The following is an 18,379-nucleotide window of genomic DNA, read 5'->3' on the forward strand; positions in this document are numbered from 1 at the left end:
CGGGCAGCCAAGATCGTAGCCAGTGAGATCACACCCAATCGGCGGCGTGGCGGTGAAATTCGCGTTCTGCTCGGCCCCGCGACCGTGGGCGCGACGTCCGGATTCATGGGAATGCTCACGCTGGAACCGGGGGAGTTCGTGTCCGAGCATTACCACCCTTACTCGGAGGAGTTCCTTTGTCTCGTCCGGGGCGACCTGACCGTCGTGGTGGACGGAACACCGGTCCGGCTCGGTCCGGGCGAGGCGCTCCACATTCCCATCGACGTCCGGCACCGGGTCGAGAACACCGGCGACGCGCAGGCCATGGTCGTCTTCCACCTCGGCCCGCTCGCGCCGCGGCCGGACCTCGGCCACGTCGACACCGAGCCGCTGCCCAGCCCCGCCGAGCCCTCGCTCAACGTGGGGGAGAAGAGATGAACCGCAGGCGGGTGGCCCTCACCGGCATCGGTGTCGTGGCTCCTGGCGGCACGGGCCGCAAGGCGTTCTGGGAACTGCTGACGGCCGGCCGTACCGCGACGCGGAGGATCTCGATGTTCGACGCCGGGGCGTTCCGGTCGCGCATCGCGGCCGAATGCGACTTCGACCCGGCCGCGGAGGGGCTCAGCGCGCGCGAGATCCGCCGCATGGACCGCGCCGCGCAGTTCGCGGTCGTCTCCACGCGGGAGGCGCTGGCCGACAGCGGCCTCGGCTTTTCCGACCTGGAGCCGACGCGCACCGGTGTGACCCTGGGCAGCGCGGTCGGGTGCACGATGAGCCTCGAAGAGGAGTACGTGGTCGTCAGCGACTCCGGCCGCGGCTGGCTCGTCGACTCCTCCTACGGCGTCCCGCACCTGTACGGGCACCTGGTGCCGAGCTCGCTGGCCGCCGAGGTCGCCTGGGCGTGCGGCGCGGAGGGCCAGGTCACGCTCATCTCGACCGGCTGCACCTCGGGGCTCGACGCCGTCGGGTACGGGGCGCGGCTGGTCGCCGAGGGCTCGGCGGACGTCGTACTGGCCGGTGCGACCGACGCCCCGATCTCGCCCATCACCGTGGCCTGCTTCGACGCGATCAAGGCGACCTCGCCCAGGAACGACGACCCGGCCCACGCCTCCCGCCCGTTCGACCGCGAGCGCAACGGCTTCGTACTGGGCGAGGGCGCGGCCGTGTTCGTGCTGGAGGACCTGGAACGCGCCCGGCGCCGCGAGGCTCACGTCTACTGCGAGATCGCCGGGTACGCCACGCGCGGCAACGCGTACCACATGACCGGGTTGAAGCCGGACGGCCGGGAGATGGCGGAGGCCATCCGGGTCGCCCTCGACCAGGCCAGGCTGAACCCGGACGCCGTCGGCTACATCAACGCCCACGGCTCCGGCACCAAGCAGAACGACCGGCACGAGACGGCGGCGTTCAAGCGCGGCCTGGGCGAGCACGCCTACCGGACTCCGGTCAGCTCGATCAAGTCGATGGTCGGGCACTCGCTCGGCGCGATCGGGGCCATCGAGGTGGCCGCCAGCGCGCTGGCGATCGAGCACGGCACGGTGCCGCCGACGGCCAACCTCGAAACGCCGGACCCGGAGTGCGACCTCGACTACGTGCCCCACGTGGCGCGCGAGCAGCCCGTCGACGTGGTGCTCAGCGTGGGCAGCGGCTTCGGCGGCTTCCAGACGGCGATGGTGCTGACCGCGCCGGGACTGGAGGTCGCATGACGAGCGCCCCCGTGATCACCGGGATCGGTGTCGTCGCCCCCACCGGTCTCGGCGCGGAGGCGCACTGGTCCGCCACGCTGAGCGGGACGAGGGCGATCGGCACGATCAGGCGATTCGAGAGCGGTTCCTACCCGGTGCGCGTGGCCGGGGAGGTCGGGAACTTCGTCGCGGCCGGCCACGTGCCCGGCCGGTTGATCCCGCAGACCGACCACTGGACCCACCTGGCGCTGGTGGCCACCGACATGGCGCTCGCCGACGCGGGCGTGGACCCGTCGGCCCTGCCCGAGTACGAGATGGGCGTGGTCACGGCGAGTTCGGCGGGCGGGGTGGAGTTCGGCCAGCGCGAGATCCAGGAGCTGTGGAGCAAGGGCCCGAGGCACGTGGGCGCCTACCAGTCGATCGCCTGGTTCTACGCGGCGACCACCGGCCAGATCTCGATCCGGCACGGCATGCGCGGCCCGTGCGGGGTCGTGGTCGCCGAGCAGGCCGGCGGCCTGGAGTCGCTCGCGCAGGCCCGGCGGCTGCTGGAGGACGGCGCCCGCCTGGTCGTGAGCGGCGGCACCGAGGCCCCGTTCAGCCCGTACGGCCTGACCTGCCAGATCGCCAACGGCCTGATGAGCACCCAGGGCGATCCCGCGCTCGCCTACCGGCCCTTCGACACCGGCGCCAACGGCTACGTGGCCGGCGAGGGCGGAGCCATCCTCATCGTCGAGGACGCCGCGAGCGCCCGGGCGCGTGGAGCGGAGAAGGTCTACGGCGTGATCGCCGGCCACGCCGCCACGTTCGATCCGGCCCCGTGCACCGGACGCCCGCCCGGACTGCGCCGGGCCGTCGAGCTGGCACTCGCCGAGGCGGGCCTGACGCCGGGGGACGTCGACGTGGTCTTCGCCGACGCCGCGGGCACCCCGGAGCTCGACCGGGCCGAGGCCGGGGTGATCGCGGCCGTCTTCGGCGCGCACGGGGTGCCGGTGACGGCGCCCAAGACCATGACCGGCCGGATGTACGCGGGCGGGCCGTCCCTGGACGTGGCCACCGCGCTGCTGGCCATGCGCGACTCGGTGCTGCCGCCGACGGTCGGCGTGGCCGAGCTCGTCCCGGACTACGAGATCGACCTGGTCAGGGACGAACCCCGTCCCTGCCGGGTGCGCTCCGCGCTGATCATCGCCCGCGGGTACGGCGGGTTCAACGCCGCGCTCGTGCTGCGCGCACCCAACAGCTCCGCGACAGGAGGAGACCGATGAAAGAACTCACGCTCGACGACCTGCGATCCCTGATGCGGCTCAGCGCCGGTGAGGACGAGTCGATCGACCTCGACGGCGACATCATCGACACCACGTTCAAGGACCTCGCCTACGACTCCCTGGCCGTGCTCGAAATGGCCAGCCGCCTGGAGCGGGACTGGGGCGTGATCGTGCCGGACGAGGTGGCGGCCACGCTGGAGACACCGCGCGCGGTCCTCGACTACGTCAACGAGCGGGCGGCGGTGAACTAGCGATGGCCGGGGGACACACCGAGAACGCGATCGTGATCGCGGCTCCGATGGAGCTGGTCTGGACCATGACCAACGACGTCGAGTCGTGGCCGGACCTCTTCAGCGAGTACGCGAAGGCCGAGGTCCTGCACCGCGAGGGCGACATGGTCCGCTTCCGCCTCACCATGCATCCCGACAAGGACGGCAACGCCTGGTCGTGGGTGTCGGAGCGTACCGCCAACGCCAGGACGCGCACGGTGCAGGCGCACCGCACCGAGCTGGGCTGGTTCGAGTACATGCACCTGCACTGGGAGTACGCGGAGGTGCCCGGCGGCGTGGAGATGCGCTGGATCCAGGACTTCCGCATGAGGCCGGACTCCCCGGTGAACCTGGAGCAGATGACCGACCGGATCAACGGCAGCTCGCCCGGCCAGATGAAACTGATCAAGGAGAAGGTCGAGCGGGCGGCGCAGCGGGCCGGGAAGCCGTGAGCCGGCCATGACCGAGGTGGCGCTACCGCTGGCCCTGCTGGCCAACGGCCTTTCCGCGGGCGTGCTGATGGCCACCGTGCTGGGGGTCGTGCCGTTCTACATGACGCTAACGGCCGGCGACTACGTCAGGGCCCACGCGTTCGCCGTCGGGCGCTACGACCCGTTCCAGCCCGCCTGCCTGATGGTCACCGTCCTGGCCGACGTGCTCGTCGCGGCGGCGGAGCCGCGCCCGGCGGGGCGGCTGCTGTGCGCGGCCGCCGCCCTGACGGCCGGCTCGGTGGTGGCCGTCTCGCTCACCCGGAACGTTCCGATGAACCGCTGGGTCAAGGCGCAGGATCCCGACGCGCTGCCACCCGGCTGGGACCTGGACGCCTTCCGCCGCCGGTGGGCGCGGTGGAACAGGACCCGGACGGGGCTGGCCCTACTCGCTCTCACGCTGAACACCGGAGCCGCAGTCGCGCTGCTCTGAACCGCGAACCCAGAGGAGAACCATCATGAGCTTTCGGCTTGAGGGCAAGAACGTCCTGGTCACCGGAGGCACGAGAGGGATCGGCCGCTCGGTCGTGCTCAGCCTGGCCCAGGAGGGCTGCAACGTCGTCGCCTGCTACCGCGCCGACAACGAGGCGGCGGCGCGGCTGGAGAAAGACCTGTCCGCCACACCGGGCAAGCATGGCGTCGTCCAGGCCGACGTGGGCAAGGCGGACGAGGTCGTCAGGCTGATCGACGAATGCCGTACGCGGCTCGGCACGCTGGACGTCGTCGTGCACAACGCCGGCGCCATCAGCCACATCCCGTTCGCCCAGCTCGAACTGGACGAGTGGCAGCGGGTGCTGAACACCAACCTCACCGGCATGTACCTCGTGATACGCGGCGCGCTGCCGCTGATGTCGGAGGGCGGCTCCGTGGTCGCGATCGGCTCCAAGGCGGCGATGGCCGGCGTGCCCCTGCGTACGCACTACACGGCCTCGAAGGCGGGAGTCCTCGGCCTGGCCAGATCGCTGTGCAAGGAACTCGGCCCGCGCGGGATCAGGATCAACGTGATCGCCCCCGGGATCATCTCCACCCACGCCGCTGAGGGCCTCAGCCCCGAGCAGGAGCAGCGCTACCGTGCCATGACCGCGCTCGGCCGGCTCGGCGAGCCGGAGGAGATCGCCGACGTCGTGCTGTTCCTGGCGAGCGACCGCTCCCGCTACATGTCCGGCGAGACCGTCCACGTCGACGGAGGGATCTGAGATGGGCGACAAGGCGCGGGTGTTCCGGGTGATGCTGAGAATGCAGATCCTCCCGGGCAAGGAGAAGGACTTCGAGCGGGTCTGGTACTCCGTCGCGGACGTGGTCGGCGGCAATCCGGCCAACGTCGGCCAGTGGCTGTCGAAGAGCGCCGAGGAAGAGGGCGTCTACTACATCATGAGCGACTGGGCCGGCGAGGCCGCGTTCCGCGTGTTCGAGAAGAGCGACGCGCACGTCGAGCACCGCGAGAAGCTGCACCCCTACCGCTCGCACGGCACGATGACGACCCTGCACGTGGTGTACGACCTCGGCCGCGATCGCTCGGAGGCGGGCCGGTGAGCGGCGCGGTCCGCGTCCTGGTCTACTACGCGGCCGCCGCCGGCGACGAAGGCTCGGTGATCGACGCCTACCGGCGGGTCAGCCTGGGGATGCGCGGCACCGGGGGGCTGCTGAGCAGCCAGCTCCTGCAGTCGGCGCGGGAGCCGAGCGAGTTCGCCGTGCTCAGCGAGTGGACGAGCCTGTCGCAGTTCACCGCCTGGGAGCAGGGCACGTGGCACAAGGGGCAGACGTCCGCGCTCCGGTCGTACCACGACAGCGGCAAAGGCTACGGGATCTATGAAGTCGTGGACCAGTTCTGAAGGACGGCCGGGCCCCGGGGACCCGCGGCGGATCATGCACGCGGTGGGGCGGCACGTATGGGCCGGTTTGCAGGCGATCGGGCGGACGAACTTCGCCGACGGGTGGTCGAGCGAGGAAAAGGAGGAGCGACGATGACCATCACTTTTCCCCCCACGGCCGAAGCCGCCGAATGGATCCGCTGCGCGCGGTGCGGGGAGATCGTGTACGGCAAGCGGTTCACCCGCGATCTCGGCGTGTGCCCGGGGTGCGCGTCGCACACCCGGCTCACCGCCCGGCAGCGGATCGAGCAGATCTTCGACGACGGATCGGTGCGGGCGATCGAGGCGCCGCCGACCCTCGAAGACCCGCTCGGGTTCGTCGACAGCCGGCCGTATCCCGACCGGCTGCGCGAGGCGCGCGCGAAGACCGGGATGGACGAGGCCGTGCTGTGCGTGCGCGGCACGATCGAGGGCCACGCGGCCGTCGCCGCCGCCATGGACTTCCGGTTCATGGGCGGCAGCCTCGGCGTCGGCGTGGGAGCGCGCATCGTCGCCGCGGCCGAGGTCGCGCTGGTGGAGCAGGTGCCGTTCCTGCTGGTGACGGCCTCGGGCGGCGCGCGTATGCAGGAGGGCGCGCTGTCGCTCATGCAGATGGCCAGGACCAGCCAGGCCCTGGCCGAGCTCGACGAGGCCGGGATCCTGACCATCGCGGTGATCACCGATCCGACCTACGGCGGGGTGGCCGCGTCCTTCGCGACGCTTCCCGACGTCATCCTCTCCGAGCCGGGCGCCCACATCGGGTTCGCCGGCCCGCGCGTGATCGAGCAGACGATCGGCCAGGAACTTCCCTGCGGATTCCAGACCGCGGAGTTCCTGCGCGCGAAAGGGCTCATTGACGACGTACGGCCCCGCGCCGCGCTGCGCTCCACGCTCGCCCGCCTCTGCTCCCTGCGGAAGCCGGCCGAGCGCGCGCCCGCCGCCGAGCCGGTCCAGCTCGTCTTCCAGCCGGAACGGCTGCCGGTCAGGGACGGCTGGACGGCCGTTCAGCTCGCCCGGCACGCCGACCGGCCCACGACGCTCGACTACGCCGGCTACATGCTGGAGGAGTTCGTGGAACTGCACGGTGACCGGCTGAGCGGTGACTGCCCGGCGGTCGTCGGCGGGCTCGCCCGGCTCGGCGGCAGGCCGATCGTCTTCATCGGCCACCAGAAGGGCCACACCACCAGGGAGCGTGTCGAGCGCAACTTCGGCATGCCCACGCCCGCCGGATACCGCAAGGCGGCCCGGTTGATGCGGCTGGCCGCCAAGCTGGGACATCCGATTCTCACGCTGGTCGACACGCCCGGGGCGTACCCCGGAATCGAGGCGGAGGAGGAGGGCCAGGCGTGGGCGATCGCCGAGAACCTGCGCCTGATGTCGGCGCTGCCCGTGCCGGTCGTCACCGTCGTCACCGGGGAGGGCGGCAGCGGAGGGGCGCTCGCGCTCGGCGTCGCCAACCGTGTCCTGGCGCTGTCCAACGCCGTGTACTCGGTGATCAGCCCCGAGGGGTGCGCGTCCATCCTGTGGAAGAGCCCGGCGGCCGCGCCGCTGGCCGCCGAGGCGCTCCGCCTGGACGCCCGCGAGTTGCTGCGGCACCGGATCGTCGACGGCGTGATCCCCGAGCCGGGGGAGGGCGCCCACGCGGACCCGGCGGCGACCGCGCGGCTGCTGGCGGCGGCGGTGTCCGAGGCGTTCGAGGATCTGGCCATCCATGAGCCGCGCAAGCTGATCGCGGAGCGCCGCCAGCGGTTCCGCCAGTACGACGCGAGGCCACGATGAGCGCGGCGGACCCGATGGAACGGGCGCTGATCGCCGAGCTGTGCCACCACGCCGCCGAGCTCATCGCCGTCGGCGGCGGCATGCGCAGAGTGCGGCTGCGGTCCGGCGACACGGTCGTCGAGCTGGAACGGCCGGAGGCCGCCGGGGCTCCGGCACCCGCCCCGGCTCCGGCGCCCGGCGCACCCGACGAGGTGCATCCGGCGCCCGGCGGACCCGGCGTGCACCACGTGTGCGCGCCGATGGTGGGCACCTTCTACCTGGCGCCCGAGCCCGGGGTCGCGCCGTTCGCCGGTATCGGCGACATGGTCGAGAAGGGGCAGCAGATCGGAATCCTCGAGGCCATGAAGCTCATGAATCCCATCGAGGCCGACACCTCCGGCCGGCTCGTCGACATCCTCGTGCCCGACGGCACGCCGGTCGAGTACGGGCAGAAGCTGTTCGCCGTCGCCCCGCTCGCCACCCCCTGAACGACAGCGCGCCTGGAGGCTCCATGTTCTCGTCGGTCCTCATCGCCAACCGGGGCGAGATAGCGCTGCGCATCGCCCGGAGCTGCCGCGAGCTCGGCCTCCGCGTCATCATGATCCACTCGACGGCGGACCGCGACTCGCCCGCGCTGCGGCTGGCCGACCAGCGGGTGCAGATCGGACCGGCGATGGCCAAGCGCAGCTACCTCTACCCGCCCGCGATCCTGGAGGCGGCGCTGAGCACGGGGGCGCAGGCCGTCCACCCCGGCTACGGCTTCCTGTCCGAGGACGCCGACTTCGCCGAGATGTGCGCGTCGAAGGGGCTGGCCTTCATCGGCCCGTCACCGGTGGTGATCGCCTCCCTGGGGGACAAGACACAGGCGCGCAACCTCGCCGCCGCCGCGGGGCTGCCCGTCCTTCCCGGTAGCCCGCGCCCGCTCCACAGCGGGCCGGAGGCCAAGGAGGTCGCCGACACGATCGGATACCCCGTCATCATCAAGGCCGTGGCCGGCGGCGGCGGCCGCGGCATGGCGGTGGTCGGCGACGCGCGGGACTTCCCGCGGGCGTTCGCCGAGACGAGGGCGAACGCCCAGGCGGTGTTCGGCGACGCGCGGGTCTTCGTCGAGAAGTACGTCGAGCACGCCCGCCACATCGAGGTCCAGGTTCTGGGCGACCTCCACGGCGGCCTCGTGAGCCTGGGCGAGCGCGACTGCACCGTCCAGCGGCGCAGGCAGAAACTGATCGAGGAGTCCCCGGCGCCCGGACTGGCGGCCGGGCTCGCCGTGCGCGTCCGGGAGGCCGCGCTCGCCCTGGCACGGCGCGTGGGCTACGTGAGCGCAGGGACGTTCGAGTTCCTGGTCGACGACGCGGGCGGGTACTTCTTCATCGAGGCCAACTGCCGGGTCCAGGTCGAGCACCCCGTGACCGAGATGGTCACCGGGGTCGACGTCGTCAGGGAGCAACTGCTGATCGCCGCCGGCCGCCCGCTCTCCCTCCGCCAGGAGGACGTGGTGCTGCGCGGCGTGGCGATCGAGTGCCGGGTGAACACCGAGGACCCGGGGCGGGGGTTCCTCCCGACGCCGGGCGTCGTCGAGCGCTTCGTCCCGCCCGGGGGACCGTTCACCCGCGTCGACACCCACGGCGCCGACGGCGTCACGATCGGCGCCGAGTACGACTCCCTCCTGGCCAAGGTCATCGTGTGGGCGCCCGATCGTGACCAGGCGATCGCCCGGATGGCGCGTGCGCTGAGCGAGTTCCAGGTCACGGGGCGCGGCATCCGCACGACGATCTGCTTCCTCCAGGACGTGCTGGCGGATCCGCGCTTTCGTGACGCCCGGCACACCACGGCGCTCGCCGACCTCATGGTGGCCATGAGGTCGTGAGCTCACAGGACGCAGTCGGCCTTTCGCGTGGACGCCGGCCCGTGCCGCCCGGACAGCGGGCCGTGGCCGAGGCCGGGTACATGGCCGGTGGCCAGCACCGTCCGCTGCAGTTCCTGCATCTCCGAGCCGGGCTCAAGGCCCAGTTCCTCGCGCAGGATGTAGCGAAGCCGGTGATAGACCTCCAGCGCCTCATGCCGCCGGCTGGCCAGCGAGAGCGCCTCCATCAGCCGCAGGTGGAACCACTCGTCGAGCGGGTGGACCGCGGTGAGCTGTTTGAGCTCGGCGATCACCTCGTGGTGCCGGCCCATCCGCAGCCAAGCCTCGATCTTGAGCTTGGTGGCGTGTACGCGCAGCTCCTCCAGCCGGGTCGTGTAGATCGCCAGCCGGGGCCCGGTGACCACGTCCGCGAGCGCCGATCCGTGCCAGAGGCCGAGGGCCTGGCACAGCGCCGCCGAGGCGGGTTCGAGCTTGTTCGTCTTGAGGTGCTGCCGTGCGGCGTGGACGAGCCGTTCGAAGCGGACGGCGTCCAGCAGGTCGTCCTCGACGGCCAGCAGGTACGCGCCGTGTTTGGTGACGAGCCGCGGCCCGTCGGCCTCCCGGTCGCCCCGCGACAGCAGTTTGCGCAGTTGGTAGACGTAGGTCTGCAGGGTGGTGGGCGCGCTCACCGGCGGGTGCCCCTCCCAGAGTTCCTGGACCAGCGCGTCGGTCGGCATGACCTCGTTCGCCGAGGACAGCAGGAGCGCGAGCACGGTCCGCTGCTTCGGCGCGCTCGGGGTCAACCGCCGCGTACCTTCCAGTACCTCCAGGGTTCCGAGCACTTGAAAGCGCATGTCGCATCGTTTCCTCACGTAGCGGCGTCGGCACGATCGGGGTTCTGCCTACCGGGGAGTGCGGTCCCTTCACCCTTTGTAGTCGATGCTGGTAAACTGCCGCTTTCGTCTTTCTTTCGCGCATTATTTGGCGTGAGGTCAGGACACCGCCGAGGATACGGCCACCGCGTCCGAGGGCGACATCGCGGCCGCGAGCCGCCGCCTGGCGACGGCGAACCCCACGGCCGTCACGAGCGCGAGTACGGCGAGCCCGAGAAAATACCCGGGCTGCGGATCCCCACCGGAGACCACCCGGCCGAGCAGGCTGCCGAGCCCGCCACCGACACCCGCGAACATCCAGTAGAGCGCCATGGTACGGCCGGCGAACGCGGAAGGGGCCAGGTCCACGGTCGCGCTCATGACCGTCGGCCCGAGGATCACCTCCCCGACCGCCAGCGTGAGCAGCACGAACAGCAGCCACACGGGCGAGACGGCCGGCCCGCCCGCCGCCAGCACGGCCGCCACGCTGATCGCGGTGAAGCCGGCCGCCGCCAGCCCGTGCCCGAAAGCGATCTTGTCCACCACGCCGACGCGCCCGCCTCCGCGGGTCCAGAACCAGGCCGCGACGGGCGCGGTCACGAGGATGAACAAGGGGATGGCCGCCTGGAACCAGCTCGCCGGGATCAGGAAGCCGCCCACCTCGCGCGCGGTGTGCCGCTGCGCGAACAGGCTGAGCGTCGAGCCGGCCTGGATGACGAACATCCAGAAGAGCGCCACCGCGAGCAGCATCCACCGGAACGCCGACAACCGGCGGTTCTCGGCCCGGCTGAGCCGCGCCCGCCGGCGCAGGATCGCGAGGTAGGCGAACGGCGCGAGCAGGGTGACGAGCCCGACGAGCGCGATCCCGTGGGTGATCGCGAAGCCGCCCGACAGGACGGCCGCCGCGAGCAGCACGCCGATGACGCCGCCGGCCAGCGCCACCCGGACCGCCACGGTGCGCAGCTCGGCCCGGCTCGCCCGCTGCGCCGGGACGCTGCCGATCCCGCCGAACCTCCGTGAGCCGGCGGCGTACTGGATCACCCCGAATGTCATGCCGAGCCCGGCGGCCCCGAATCCGAGGTGCCAGTCCATGCGCTCGCCCAGGAAACCGGTGACCAGGGGCGCGAGCAGCGCGCTGATCTGGATGCCGACGTAGAAGACGACGAGCGCGGCCTCGCGCCGGTTGCTCTCGTGGGGGCCGTAGAACCGCCCCAGCAGCGCCAGCATGTTGGGCTTCAGCAGCCCGGTGCCCACGGCGATCGTCACCAGCCCGAGGTAGGCGGTGGGCCGGACCGGCAGCATCAGCAGGTAGTGGCCCAGCGCGATGACGATCCCGCCGTACAGCGTCGCACGGTGCTCGCCCAGGACCCGGTCGCCGAGCCAGCCGCCGGGCAGGGACAGCACGAAGATCAGGCCCACGTAGGCGCCGTACAGGGCGACCGCGGTCGAGTGCGGCAGGCCCAGCCCGCCCTCCCTCGCGGGGGCGACCGCGAACAAGATCAAGATCGCCTGCATCCCGAAGAAGCTGAACCTCTCCCACATGTCGGTCAGGAACAGCGTCACGATCCAGCGCGGCCTTTCGCGCGGCTTCGGGGTGCTGGAAGGGGGATACATGCCGCCTCCAAAGCTTGCGGACACCTGCCATGCTCGTGGCCGCGACTAGAGGGCAGGTCGAAGGGCGGTCGAGGTCCTCGAGGTGGATTCGAGCCCCGTGCTAGCCCGCCGATGCAGACTGACGGCCAGATCGTTGTCTGGTTTCCGTTCCCCGCTTCCGCCCGACGCGCGGCCGAGGGCCGTCAGCGAAACGCCGAGGAGAAACCGCATGGAACGCATCCTGGTCGTCGCGCGCATCCGGCCCTCCGCCGAGGCGGACGTCGCCCGGTTATTCGCCGAATCAGACCAAACCGACCTGCCCCGGCTCGGCGGCGCCGTGAGCCGCAGCCTCTTCTCCTTCCACGGCCTGTACTTCCAGCTCATGGAGGTACGCGAGAACGCCCAGCACACGATGAGCCAGATCCGCCGGCACCCGGAGTTCCGGCGGCTGAGCGAGCGGCTCACGGAGTTCATCGAGCCGTACGACCCGCAGACCTGGCGTTCCCCGCGGGATGCGATGGCCAGGGAGTTCTACCGATGGGAGGCCGAGCCGGGAGGCTCTCCCGTCCACCTCGTCGACGACAGGGAGGGACGATGAACGCCGGCAAGAAATCCATCACCCGCGAGTCGCTGCTCGGCATGATGCAGGCGTACAAGACGACGAGCCTGCTCAGGACGGGCGTCTCGATGGGCGTGTTCGACTGCCTGGAGGAGGGGCCGGCCGACGCCGAGACCGTGGCGGGCCGCCTGGGCAGCGACGTGCGCGGCATGCGCATCCTGCTGAACGCCCTCGCCGCCGTCGGCCTGGCCGAGGAGAACGACGGCCGCTTCGCCCTGCTCGCCGGAGCCGAGCAGTTCCTGGTGAGCAAGAGCCCGGCGTACTTCGGCGACATGGTCCACGTCATGGCCAGTGACTGGGAGTGGGACGCGCTCAAGCGGCTGGACCAGGCCGTACGCCACGGCGGGACCGTCATGGAGGTCCACGCCGAGACCCCCGGCTACGCGTACTGGGAGGACTTCGCGTCCTACGCGGTCGCGGTGGCCCGCCCCACGGCCCGGGTCGTCGCCGACGCGCTGGAGCCCTGGGCGGTCGGGCGGGACAGCCTCGACGTGCTGGACGTGGCCTGCGGCCACGGCATGTACGGACTGACCCTGACCCAGCGCAACCCGCACGCGCGGATGTGGGCGCTCGACTGGCCCAACGTGCTCCCGCTGACCGAGCAGCACGCCGAGCGCATGGGGGTACGCGAGCGCGTCCACCGGCTGCCGGGCGACATGTTCGAGGTGCCGCTCGGCGGGCCGTACGACGTGGTCCTGGTCACGAACGTGCTGCACCACTTCTCCGAGGAGCGCGCGGGAGAGCTGCTGCGCAGGCTCGCGCCGGCGGTCAAGCCCGACGGCAAGATCGTGCTGGTCGGCTTCACCCTGGACGCGCCGCCCGCCGAGGACCCGGCCCCGCACCTGTTCTCGATCCTGATGCTGACCTGGACGTTCGAAGGCGAGGTGCACACCGTCCAGTCCTACACGCGGATGCTGGCCGCGGCCGGGTTCACCAACGGCCGTCGGCACGAGGTCCCCGGCCTGGCCTTCCGGGTCCTGGTGGCGGACAAGACAGCCGGTTAGGCCAGTTGCTGGACGCGCCGGCCGTACGTCTGGGTGAGGCCGGTGTAGATCTCCTCGAACCTGGCGAGCGAGCGCAGATGGTCGTGGGTGACCGCGACGGCGCGGGCGATCCCGCCCATCGTCGCCGCCAGTTCGGAGTCGGTCAGTACCCGCGTGAGGAGGCGGGCGAACACCGGTACCTCGCCGGTGCGGTAGAGATATCCGGTCTTGCCCTGCTGGACGAGGTGCGTGAGCGCGTTCGCCTCGGCCGCGACGACCGGCAGGCCGCTGGCCATCGCCTCAAGAGTGGCGACGCTCTCGAGGCCGGAGACGTTCGGCATGGCGAACACGTCGGCAGAGGCGTAGGCGAGGTGCAGGTCGTCCTCCGCGACGTGCCCGAGGAAGTGGGTGCGGCGGCCGACGCCGAGCGAGTCCGCCAGCCGCGTCAGCTGCGGTCGCTCGGGTCCGGCGCCCACCAGGACGACCTGCGCGTCCGCCTGCCGGCACACGTACCGGAGGGCGCGGAGCAGGTCGTCGAGCCGCTTCTCCGCGTCCAGCGGGCCGACGAACAAGGCGGTCTCCCGGTCGGGCAGGCCGAGTTTCGCGCGCGCCCACGTCTTCGGCTCCTCCCTCGGCCGGAACCGGCTCAGGTCGACGCCGCACGGCACCGCCTCGACCGGCCGGGTGAGGCCCTTGTCGGCGAGCAGTTCCGCGGCGCCCCGGGTGGGGACCGCGACGTGGTCCGCGCGCCCGAACACCCGGGCGAGATCGCGCCAGGCCAGGGCCCCCACGAGATCGTCCACCGCGCTGCTCGCCACGGACCCCCGCCCCGCCGGCGACGGCGCGCGGGGCGGCGGGTGGATCGGCGGCGTGACATGGGTGGTGGCCACCACGGGCACGCACAACTGGCGGGCCGCGTTGATCAGCGTGCGCCCGACCAGGAAGTGGCTGTGCACGTGGACCACGTCGGGGGCGATCCGCCGCAGCAACTTCGTGAGCGTGCCCATGAGCAGGAGCGGCACGGTGACGCGTTTCGCCCGCCGCGCCCGCGTGCGTACCGACCGCAGCCGGTGCATCGTCACGCCGCCCGCCCTCTCCACCCGGGGCGGCCCGTGCTCGGACTGGCACACGATGTGCACGTCGTACCCTCGTGCGGCCAGGGCGTGGGCCAGCCGGTAGGCGGAGCCGGCCGTGCCGTTCACGTCGGGCGGGTAGGTGTCGGTGCCGATGAGCAGCCGCAGCGCTCGAGGCTCGTCCTCGGCACCGTCGATCGGATGTCCCGAAGGACAGGAGATCATGGGACCACTCCTTCGAAGCTGTCGTTCGCACGGGAGAGGCGGGCGCCGGTCACCGACCGCGTACCACCATGCTCGTCAGGTACGGTGACGGGTGCCATCGGGAACAACCCTGACGTTTGCCCGGCCGCCCCTGAGATGACCCTGACAACGCGGCTATCGGCCAGTCAACACACCATTCAGAGGAGATCGCCCAGCATGGGGCTGATCGAATACTTGACCGACGCCCACCCCCTGCTGCTCTGCGGAGCCACGCTGCTGTTCATGTCCGTGGAGACCTCGCTGCTGGTCGGGCTCTTCGTCCCGGGCGACGGGGTGGTCCTGCTGGCGGGGACCACCGTCGACTCGCCGCTCCGGTTCGTCCTGCTCGTCGCGGCCACCACCGTCGGGTGCCTGGCGGGGGAGACGCTCGGATACGTGCTGGGCCGCCGGTTCGGGCCGTCGATCCGGCACAGCTGGGCGGGCCGGCGCATCGGAGCCGGCAAATGGGACAAGGCCGAGAGCTTTCTCCGCCGCCGGGGCGGACCCGCCGTCTTCGGGTCGCGGTTCGTCACCGTGATCCACTCCCTGGTGCCGATCGCGGCGGGCACGCTGGCCATGCCGTACCGGCGGTTCATCCGCTGGGCCCTGCCGGCGGCCGTGGCCTGGTCGTGCCTCTACGTGGGGGTGGGGGCGGCCGTCGGCGTCTCCTATCGTGAGTTCGGCTCCGAGCTGGGGTTGTGGGGCACGCTGATCCCGCCGGCGATCGTGGGCGCCGTCGTGGCGGTCCGCGTCGTGCGCGCCCGGCTCAGGCGGCGCCGCTGCGACCGTCCCGCCTGAGCGAGCGCGCCGCGAACTCCCCGGCCCACCGGCCGCCCCGCTGGTGCTCGCCGAGCGCGATGTTGGCCTGGGCGAGGATGCGCGAGGCACGCTCCCGCACACGGTACGCGCCCAGTTCGTTGAGCCGGCTCAGGCTCGGAACCAGGAGGGCGACGGCGTCCCGCGCCCTGCCTGCCTGCAGATGGATCTCTCCTTCGAGGCAGGCGACCTCCGCCTCGCCGCAGGTGTCCCCGAGCCGGGCGAAGGTGCGGCGGCTCTCCTCGGCCAGCCGCATCGCCTCCGCGAACTGCCCCTGCTCCAGCGCGACGGCGCCGAGCAGCGCGAGCGGACGTGCCTTGCCGTAGCGGTCGCCGATGCCGGTGAGCTCCCTGGCCTCGTGGGCCCGGAGGGGCGCCGACCGCAGATCGCCGACGCGCAGCGACGACCAGCCGAGCCGGTTGAGCGTCACCGCCTCCAGACGGGTCTCGCCCAGCTCGCGCGACTGCCGCAGCACCCGCTCAAGCGCGGCGCGCGCCTCGGCCTTGCGCCGCAGGCCCAGCAGCGCGTCGGCGGTGGTGCCGAGCGCGAGGACCTCGGCGTGCGGGTCGGAGAGCCCCCTGGCCAGCTGGTACGCCCGCTTCGCCAGCGCCAGCCCGTCACCGGCCTTCGACCGCGTCACGCTCACGAAGGCCAGGACCGCCAGGCTGTACGGCAGCTCCCCGGCGGCTTCAAGCCGTTCGAAGTTGCTCACGCACTTGACGATCAGCCGGTGTGACTCGCTCACCCGGCCCTGCCTGAGCAGCAGCAGGGCGCGGCAGTGCTCGGCCCGCCACCCGGTCCGCTCGTCGCCGTTGGCCCACGCGGTGTCGCGGACCACGATGCACAACCGGATGAGCGTCGCCAGGTCGTCGCTGTGGCTGGCGAGCTGGGCGATGATCTCGGTGATGCGGGCGGCCCGCTCGTGCCAGCCGTACCGGCAGCAGCGGACCACCATCGCACGGAGATGGTCGCGCTCGGCGGCGAGCCACCGCCAGGGGCGCTCGTCGACGCGGGAGATGTCGTGCGCGGGGACCGGCGCGCCGATACCGCTCTCCGGCGGGAGCTGGCCGACCGCCCGGGGCAGGTGCCCCGACGCCCGTTCGGCGAAGGCGAGGATGGAGTCGGTGTAGCGGCGCAGGGCCGCGCTCGTGATCACCGGGTCGTCGTGCTCGGCGAGGCCGGCCGCGTAAAGGGAGGACAGGGGGTGCAGGCGGTACGTCGGGTCGAGCAGCGTGTTGAGGCCGACCGGTTCGAGCAGGTTGTGCTCGATGAGCCGGTCGGCCAGCCGCTCGTCGGCGGGGTCGGCGAGCGCGGCCAGGGTCAGCGGCGTGACCACGGTGTCGGACAGCAGACCGAGCCGCCGGAAGGCGGCGCGGGCCGGCGAGTCCAGCGCGACGTAGCTGCGCTCCAGGCTGCGCCGCAGGTCGAGATCGCTGATCCGCAGTTCGTCCAGACGGCGGTGCCCGTCCTGCAGCCGGGCGGCGAGGGACCCCAGGCGCGCCAGCGGCTGGGCCGCGAGCCTCGCCCCCGCGATCCGCAGCGCCAGCGGCAGGTATCCGCAGGCGGCGACGATCTCCTCGGCCGCCAGGGCCTCCTCTTGGACCCGCCGGCGTCCGGCCAGGACGGTCAGCAGGTCGAGCGACTCGCGTTTCGACAGGCAGACCAGGCGCTCCGAGACGGTCCCGGCCAGCGCGGACAGCAGGCGGCGGCTGGTGATGAGCACGGCACAGGTCCGGGTGCCGGGAAGGAGCGGGCGTACCTGCTCGACGTCCCGCACGTCGTCGAAGACGAGCAGGACCCGGCGGTCGGCCAGCCGGGACCGGAAGAGCGCCGATCGCTGCTCCTGGCCTTCCGGGATCGCCGGCAGGCTCAGCCCCGTCGCCTCCAGCAGTTCGCCCAGCACCTCGGCGGGCGTGCGCGGATGCTCGCCCGTCCCGTTCAGCCGGACGTACATCTGGCCGTCGGGGAACCGGTCCTGGACATGATGGGCGATCCGGACGGCCGTGGTGGTCTTGCCCACGCCGGCGGGCCCCGTCAGCGTGACGATCGCCATCGAGCCGGTCCCGCCGGGGTCAAGGACCGTGTCGACCCGCTTCAGAAGCTCGGTCCGTCCCACGAAGTCGGAGATGCCGACGGGCAACTGGCGCGGCGTCGTCCATGAGGAGACGGCCGTGCCCAGATCCCTGCCTCCTCTTCGGTAACCGTTTACGGAGACGAGGTCGGGGTCGCCGGTCAGCACGGCGTGTTGAAGGCGCTCCAGTTCGTCGCCGACGTCGAGCCCGTACTCGTGGCGCAGCACGGCGGAAACGGACGCGAACGCCTTCAGCGCCTCCACCTGCTGGCCGCAGCGGAACAGCGCGATCATCAACTGGCTGCACAATCGCTCGCGCAAGGGATACTTGCGGACGAGCCTTCGCAGTTCGGGGACGACGCCGTCGTGGTTTCCCAGCACGAGTTCCACGTCGAAACGCCGGTGCAGGCACCGGAACCACTCCTCGGTGAGCTGCGGCACCTCATCGCGCAGGATGGAGTCGGAGCGGATGCCGGCCAGCGCGGTGCCGCGCCACAGCGCCAGCGCCTCGTGCAGGAGGCTGAGCTCGCCCGGCAGGTCGCCGGCGTTCTCCACCCTCGCGGCCCGATCGACGAGGGCGCGGAACCGCAGCAGGTCGAGGTGGTCCTGGTCGGACTCGATGAGGTAGCCGCCGGGGATGGTGTGGATCACCTCCACGTCGCCGAGCGTGCGGCGCAACCGGGCCAGATGCGTCTGCAGCGAGGCGCGCGCGTAGCGCGGCAGGCGGTCCTCCCAGAGTCGTTCCATGAGGTCGTCCGCCAGCACGACACGGTTCGCCGACAGCAGCAGCGTGGCGAGGATCGCTCTTTGCTTCTCGGCGTTGACCGCGATCGTCCGATTTCCACGCTGCACGTCCAACGGTCCCAAGATTGCGAACCGTATCCCCTTAGCCATGGGTATTGCCCCCCGGTGCAGGACTGTAATGAATGGCACATGAAGTGCGCTCGAACATTACGTACGCGATGGTCACCGCCG

General features: G+C 71.8%; 19 protein-coding genes. 15 read left to right on the top strand and 4 right to left on the bottom strand.

The window, feature by feature from the left end:
* The first annotated feature begins 105 nt into the window (after positions 1-105).
* The 12 genes from ACFWY5_RS35270 to ACFWY5_RS35325 all read left to right on the top strand — a co-directional run bounded on the left by ACFWY5_RS35270 (position 106) and on the right by ACFWY5_RS35325 (position 9,158).
* Complete coding sequence (locus ACFWY5_RS35270) at positions 106-417, top strand: cupin domain-containing protein (protein WP_379615994.1); 312 nt, start codon at positions 106-108, stop codon at positions 415-417.
* Complete coding sequence (locus tag ACFWY5_RS35275) at positions 414-1,685, top strand: beta-ketoacyl-[acyl-carrier-protein] synthase family protein (RefSeq protein ID WP_379637112.1); 1,272 nt, start codon at positions 414-416, stop codon at positions 1,683-1,685. Before ACFWY5_RS35270 ends, ACFWY5_RS35275 begins: the two co-directional genes overlap by 4 nt.
* Positions 1,682-2,926: a ketosynthase chain-length factor gene (locus ACFWY5_RS35280; RefSeq protein WP_379637114.1), complete on the top strand. Its 1,245-nt coding sequence runs from the start codon at positions 1,682-1,684 to the stop codon at positions 2,924-2,926. Before ACFWY5_RS35275 ends, ACFWY5_RS35280 begins: the two co-directional genes overlap by 4 nt.
* The gene (locus ACFWY5_RS35285) at positions 2,923-3,177 is read left to right on the top strand and encodes a phosphopantetheine-binding protein (protein ID WP_184970427.1); all 255 of its coding nucleotides are present in this window, start codon (positions 2,923-2,925) and stop codon (positions 3,175-3,177) included. Before ACFWY5_RS35280 ends, ACFWY5_RS35285 begins: the two co-directional genes overlap by 4 nt.
* Positions 3,178-3,179: 2 nt before the next feature.
* Complete coding sequence (locus tag ACFWY5_RS35290; RefSeq protein WP_379616002.1) at positions 3,180-3,647, top strand: SRPBCC family protein; 468 nt, start codon at positions 3,180-3,182, stop codon at positions 3,645-3,647.
* A gap of 7 nt (positions 3,648-3,654) precedes the next feature.
* A complete protein-coding gene (locus ACFWY5_RS35295) occupies positions 3,655-4,116 on the top strand; it encodes an anthrone oxygenase family protein (RefSeq protein WP_379637117.1) in 462 nt (153 codons plus the stop codon).
* A 25-nt stretch (positions 4,117-4,141) separates the two neighbouring features.
* Positions 4,142-4,879, top strand: coding sequence for an SDR family NAD(P)-dependent oxidoreductase (locus ACFWY5_RS35300; protein ID WP_379616006.1), 738 nt, complete (start codon positions 4,142-4,144; stop codon positions 4,877-4,879).
* Between the two features lies 1 nt (position 4,880).
* The gene (locus tag ACFWY5_RS35305; protein WP_379637119.1) at positions 4,881-5,216 is read left to right on the top strand and encodes an antibiotic biosynthesis monooxygenase family protein; all 336 of its coding nucleotides are present in this window, start codon (positions 4,881-4,883) and stop codon (positions 5,214-5,216) included.
* Positions 5,213-5,515 (top strand): antibiotic biosynthesis monooxygenase family protein, encoded by a 303-nt coding sequence (locus tag ACFWY5_RS35310; protein WP_379616011.1) that lies wholly within the window; start codon positions 5,213-5,215, stop codon positions 5,513-5,515. Before ACFWY5_RS35305 ends, ACFWY5_RS35310 begins: the two co-directional genes overlap by 4 nt.
* 132 nt (positions 5,516-5,647) lie before the next feature.
* A complete protein-coding gene (locus ACFWY5_RS35315; protein WP_379637129.1) occupies positions 5,648-7,312 on the top strand; it encodes an acetyl-CoA carboxylase carboxyltransferase subunit alpha in 1,665 nt (554 codons plus the stop codon).
* Positions 7,309-7,779, top strand: a complete 471-nt coding sequence (locus ACFWY5_RS35320) for an acetyl-CoA carboxylase biotin carboxyl carrier protein (RefSeq protein WP_379637131.1) — start codon at positions 7,309-7,311, stop codon at positions 7,777-7,779. Before ACFWY5_RS35315 ends, ACFWY5_RS35320 begins: the two co-directional genes overlap by 4 nt.
* A 23-nt stretch (positions 7,780-7,802) precedes the next feature.
* Positions 7,803-9,158, top strand: coding sequence for an acetyl/propionyl/methylcrotonyl-CoA carboxylase subunit alpha (locus ACFWY5_RS35325; protein WP_379637133.1), 1,356 nt, complete (start codon positions 7,803-7,805; stop codon positions 9,156-9,158).
* A gap of 2 nt (positions 9,159-9,160) precedes the next feature.
* On the opposite strand, the gene ACFWY5_RS35330 is transcribed toward ACFWY5_RS35325, so the two are convergent.
* Complete coding sequence (locus ACFWY5_RS35330; RefSeq protein ID WP_379616019.1) at positions 9,161-9,988, bottom strand: BTAD domain-containing putative transcriptional regulator; 828 nt, start codon at positions 9,986-9,988, stop codon at positions 9,161-9,163.
* A gap of 138 nt (positions 9,989-10,126) precedes the next feature.
* Positions 10,127-11,620 (bottom strand): peptide MFS transporter, encoded by a 1,494-nt coding sequence (locus ACFWY5_RS35335; RefSeq protein ID WP_379637135.1) that lies wholly within the window; start codon positions 11,618-11,620, stop codon positions 10,127-10,129.
* 208 nt (positions 11,621-11,828) lie between these two features.
* Between ACFWY5_RS35335 and ACFWY5_RS35340 the strand changes: the two genes are divergently transcribed.
* Positions 11,829-12,197, top strand: a complete 369-nt coding sequence (locus ACFWY5_RS35340; RefSeq protein WP_379616023.1) for a TcmI family type II polyketide cyclase — start codon at positions 11,829-11,831, stop codon at positions 12,195-12,197.
* Positions 12,194-13,222, top strand: a complete 1,029-nt coding sequence (locus tag ACFWY5_RS35345; RefSeq protein ID WP_379616025.1) for a methyltransferase — start codon at positions 12,194-12,196, stop codon at positions 13,220-13,222. Before ACFWY5_RS35340 ends, ACFWY5_RS35345 begins: the two co-directional genes overlap by 4 nt.
* On the opposite strand, the gene ACFWY5_RS35350 is transcribed toward ACFWY5_RS35345, so the two are convergent.
* Positions 13,219-14,499, bottom strand: a complete 1,281-nt coding sequence (locus ACFWY5_RS35350; protein ID WP_379616027.1) for a glycosyltransferase — start codon at positions 14,497-14,499, stop codon at positions 13,219-13,221. The two genes, ACFWY5_RS35345 and ACFWY5_RS35350, sit on opposite strands and share 4 nt — an antisense overlap.
* Before the next feature lie 195 nt (positions 14,500-14,694).
* Between ACFWY5_RS35350 and ACFWY5_RS35355 the strand changes: the two genes are divergently transcribed.
* Positions 14,695-15,315, top strand: coding sequence for a DedA family protein (locus ACFWY5_RS35355; protein ID WP_379616029.1), 621 nt, complete (start codon positions 14,695-14,697; stop codon positions 15,313-15,315).
* On the opposite strand, the gene ACFWY5_RS35360 is transcribed toward ACFWY5_RS35355, so the two are convergent.
* A complete protein-coding gene (locus ACFWY5_RS35360; protein WP_379637173.1) occupies positions 15,284-18,256 on the bottom strand; it encodes a BTAD domain-containing putative transcriptional regulator in 2,973 nt (990 codons plus the stop codon). The genes ACFWY5_RS35355 and ACFWY5_RS35360 overlap by 32 nt on opposite strands.
* Positions 18,257-18,379: the final 123 nt, after the last annotated feature.

The organism is Nonomuraea sp. NPDC059007 (assembly GCF_042740555.1).
In the GTDB taxonomy this organism is placed as follows: Bacteria; Actinomycetota; Actinomycetes; order Streptosporangiales; family Streptosporangiaceae; genus Nonomuraea.

What these genes read in the sequence shown, in the direction of transcription:
- ACFWY5_RS35270 (WP_379615994.1), top strand. Translation starts at nt 106, where the DNA reads ATGGGAATGCTCACGCTGGAACCGGGGGAGTTCGTGTCCGAGCATTAC.
- ACFWY5_RS35275 (WP_379637112.1), top strand. Translation starts at nt 414, where the DNA reads ATGAACCGCAGGCGGGTGGCCCTCACCGGCATCGGTGTCGTGGCTCCT.
- ACFWY5_RS35280 (WP_379637114.1), top strand. Translation starts at nt 1,682, where the DNA reads ATGACGAGCGCCCCCGTGATCACCGGGATCGGTGTCGTCGCCCCCACC.
- ACFWY5_RS35285 (WP_184970427.1), top strand. Translation starts at nt 2,923, where the DNA reads ATGAAAGAACTCACGCTCGACGACCTGCGATCCCTGATGCGGCTCAGC.
- ACFWY5_RS35290 (WP_379616002.1), top strand. Translation starts at nt 3,180, where the DNA reads ATGGCCGGGGGACACACCGAGAACGCGATCGTGATCGCGGCTCCGATG.
- ACFWY5_RS35295 (WP_379637117.1), top strand. Translation starts at nt 3,655, where the DNA reads ATGACCGAGGTGGCGCTACCGCTGGCCCTGCTGGCCAACGGCCTTTCC.
- ACFWY5_RS35300 (WP_379616006.1), top strand. Translation starts at nt 4,142, where the DNA reads ATGAGCTTTCGGCTTGAGGGCAAGAACGTCCTGGTCACCGGAGGCACG.
- ACFWY5_RS35305 (WP_379637119.1), top strand. Translation starts at nt 4,881, where the DNA reads ATGGGCGACAAGGCGCGGGTGTTCCGGGTGATGCTGAGAATGCAGATC.
- ACFWY5_RS35315 (WP_379637129.1), top strand. Translation starts at nt 5,648, where the DNA reads ATGACCATCACTTTTCCCCCCACGGCCGAAGCCGCCGAATGGATCCGC.
- ACFWY5_RS35320 (WP_379637131.1), top strand. Translation starts at nt 7,309, where the DNA reads ATGAGCGCGGCGGACCCGATGGAACGGGCGCTGATCGCCGAGCTGTGC.
- ACFWY5_RS35325 (WP_379637133.1), top strand. Translation starts at nt 7,803, where the DNA reads ATGTTCTCGTCGGTCCTCATCGCCAACCGGGGCGAGATAGCGCTGCGC.
- ACFWY5_RS35330 (WP_379616019.1), bottom strand. Translation starts at nt 9,988, where the DNA reads ATGCGCTTTCAAGTGCTCGGAACCCTGGAGGTACTGGAAGGTACGCGG.
- ACFWY5_RS35335 (WP_379637135.1), bottom strand. Translation starts at nt 11,620, where the DNA reads ATGTATCCCCCTTCCAGCACCCCGAAGCCGCGCGAAAGGCCGCGCTGG.
- ACFWY5_RS35340 (WP_379616023.1), top strand. Translation starts at nt 11,829, where the DNA reads ATGGAACGCATCCTGGTCGTCGCGCGCATCCGGCCCTCCGCCGAGGCG.
- ACFWY5_RS35345 (WP_379616025.1), top strand. Translation starts at nt 12,194, where the DNA reads ATGAACGCCGGCAAGAAATCCATCACCCGCGAGTCGCTGCTCGGCATG.
- ACFWY5_RS35350 (WP_379616027.1), bottom strand. Translation starts at nt 14,499, where the DNA reads ATGATCTCCTGTCCTTCGGGACATCCGATCGACGGTGCCGAGGACGAG.
- ACFWY5_RS35355 (WP_379616029.1), top strand. Translation starts at nt 14,695, where the DNA reads ATGGGGCTGATCGAATACTTGACCGACGCCCACCCCCTGCTGCTCTGC.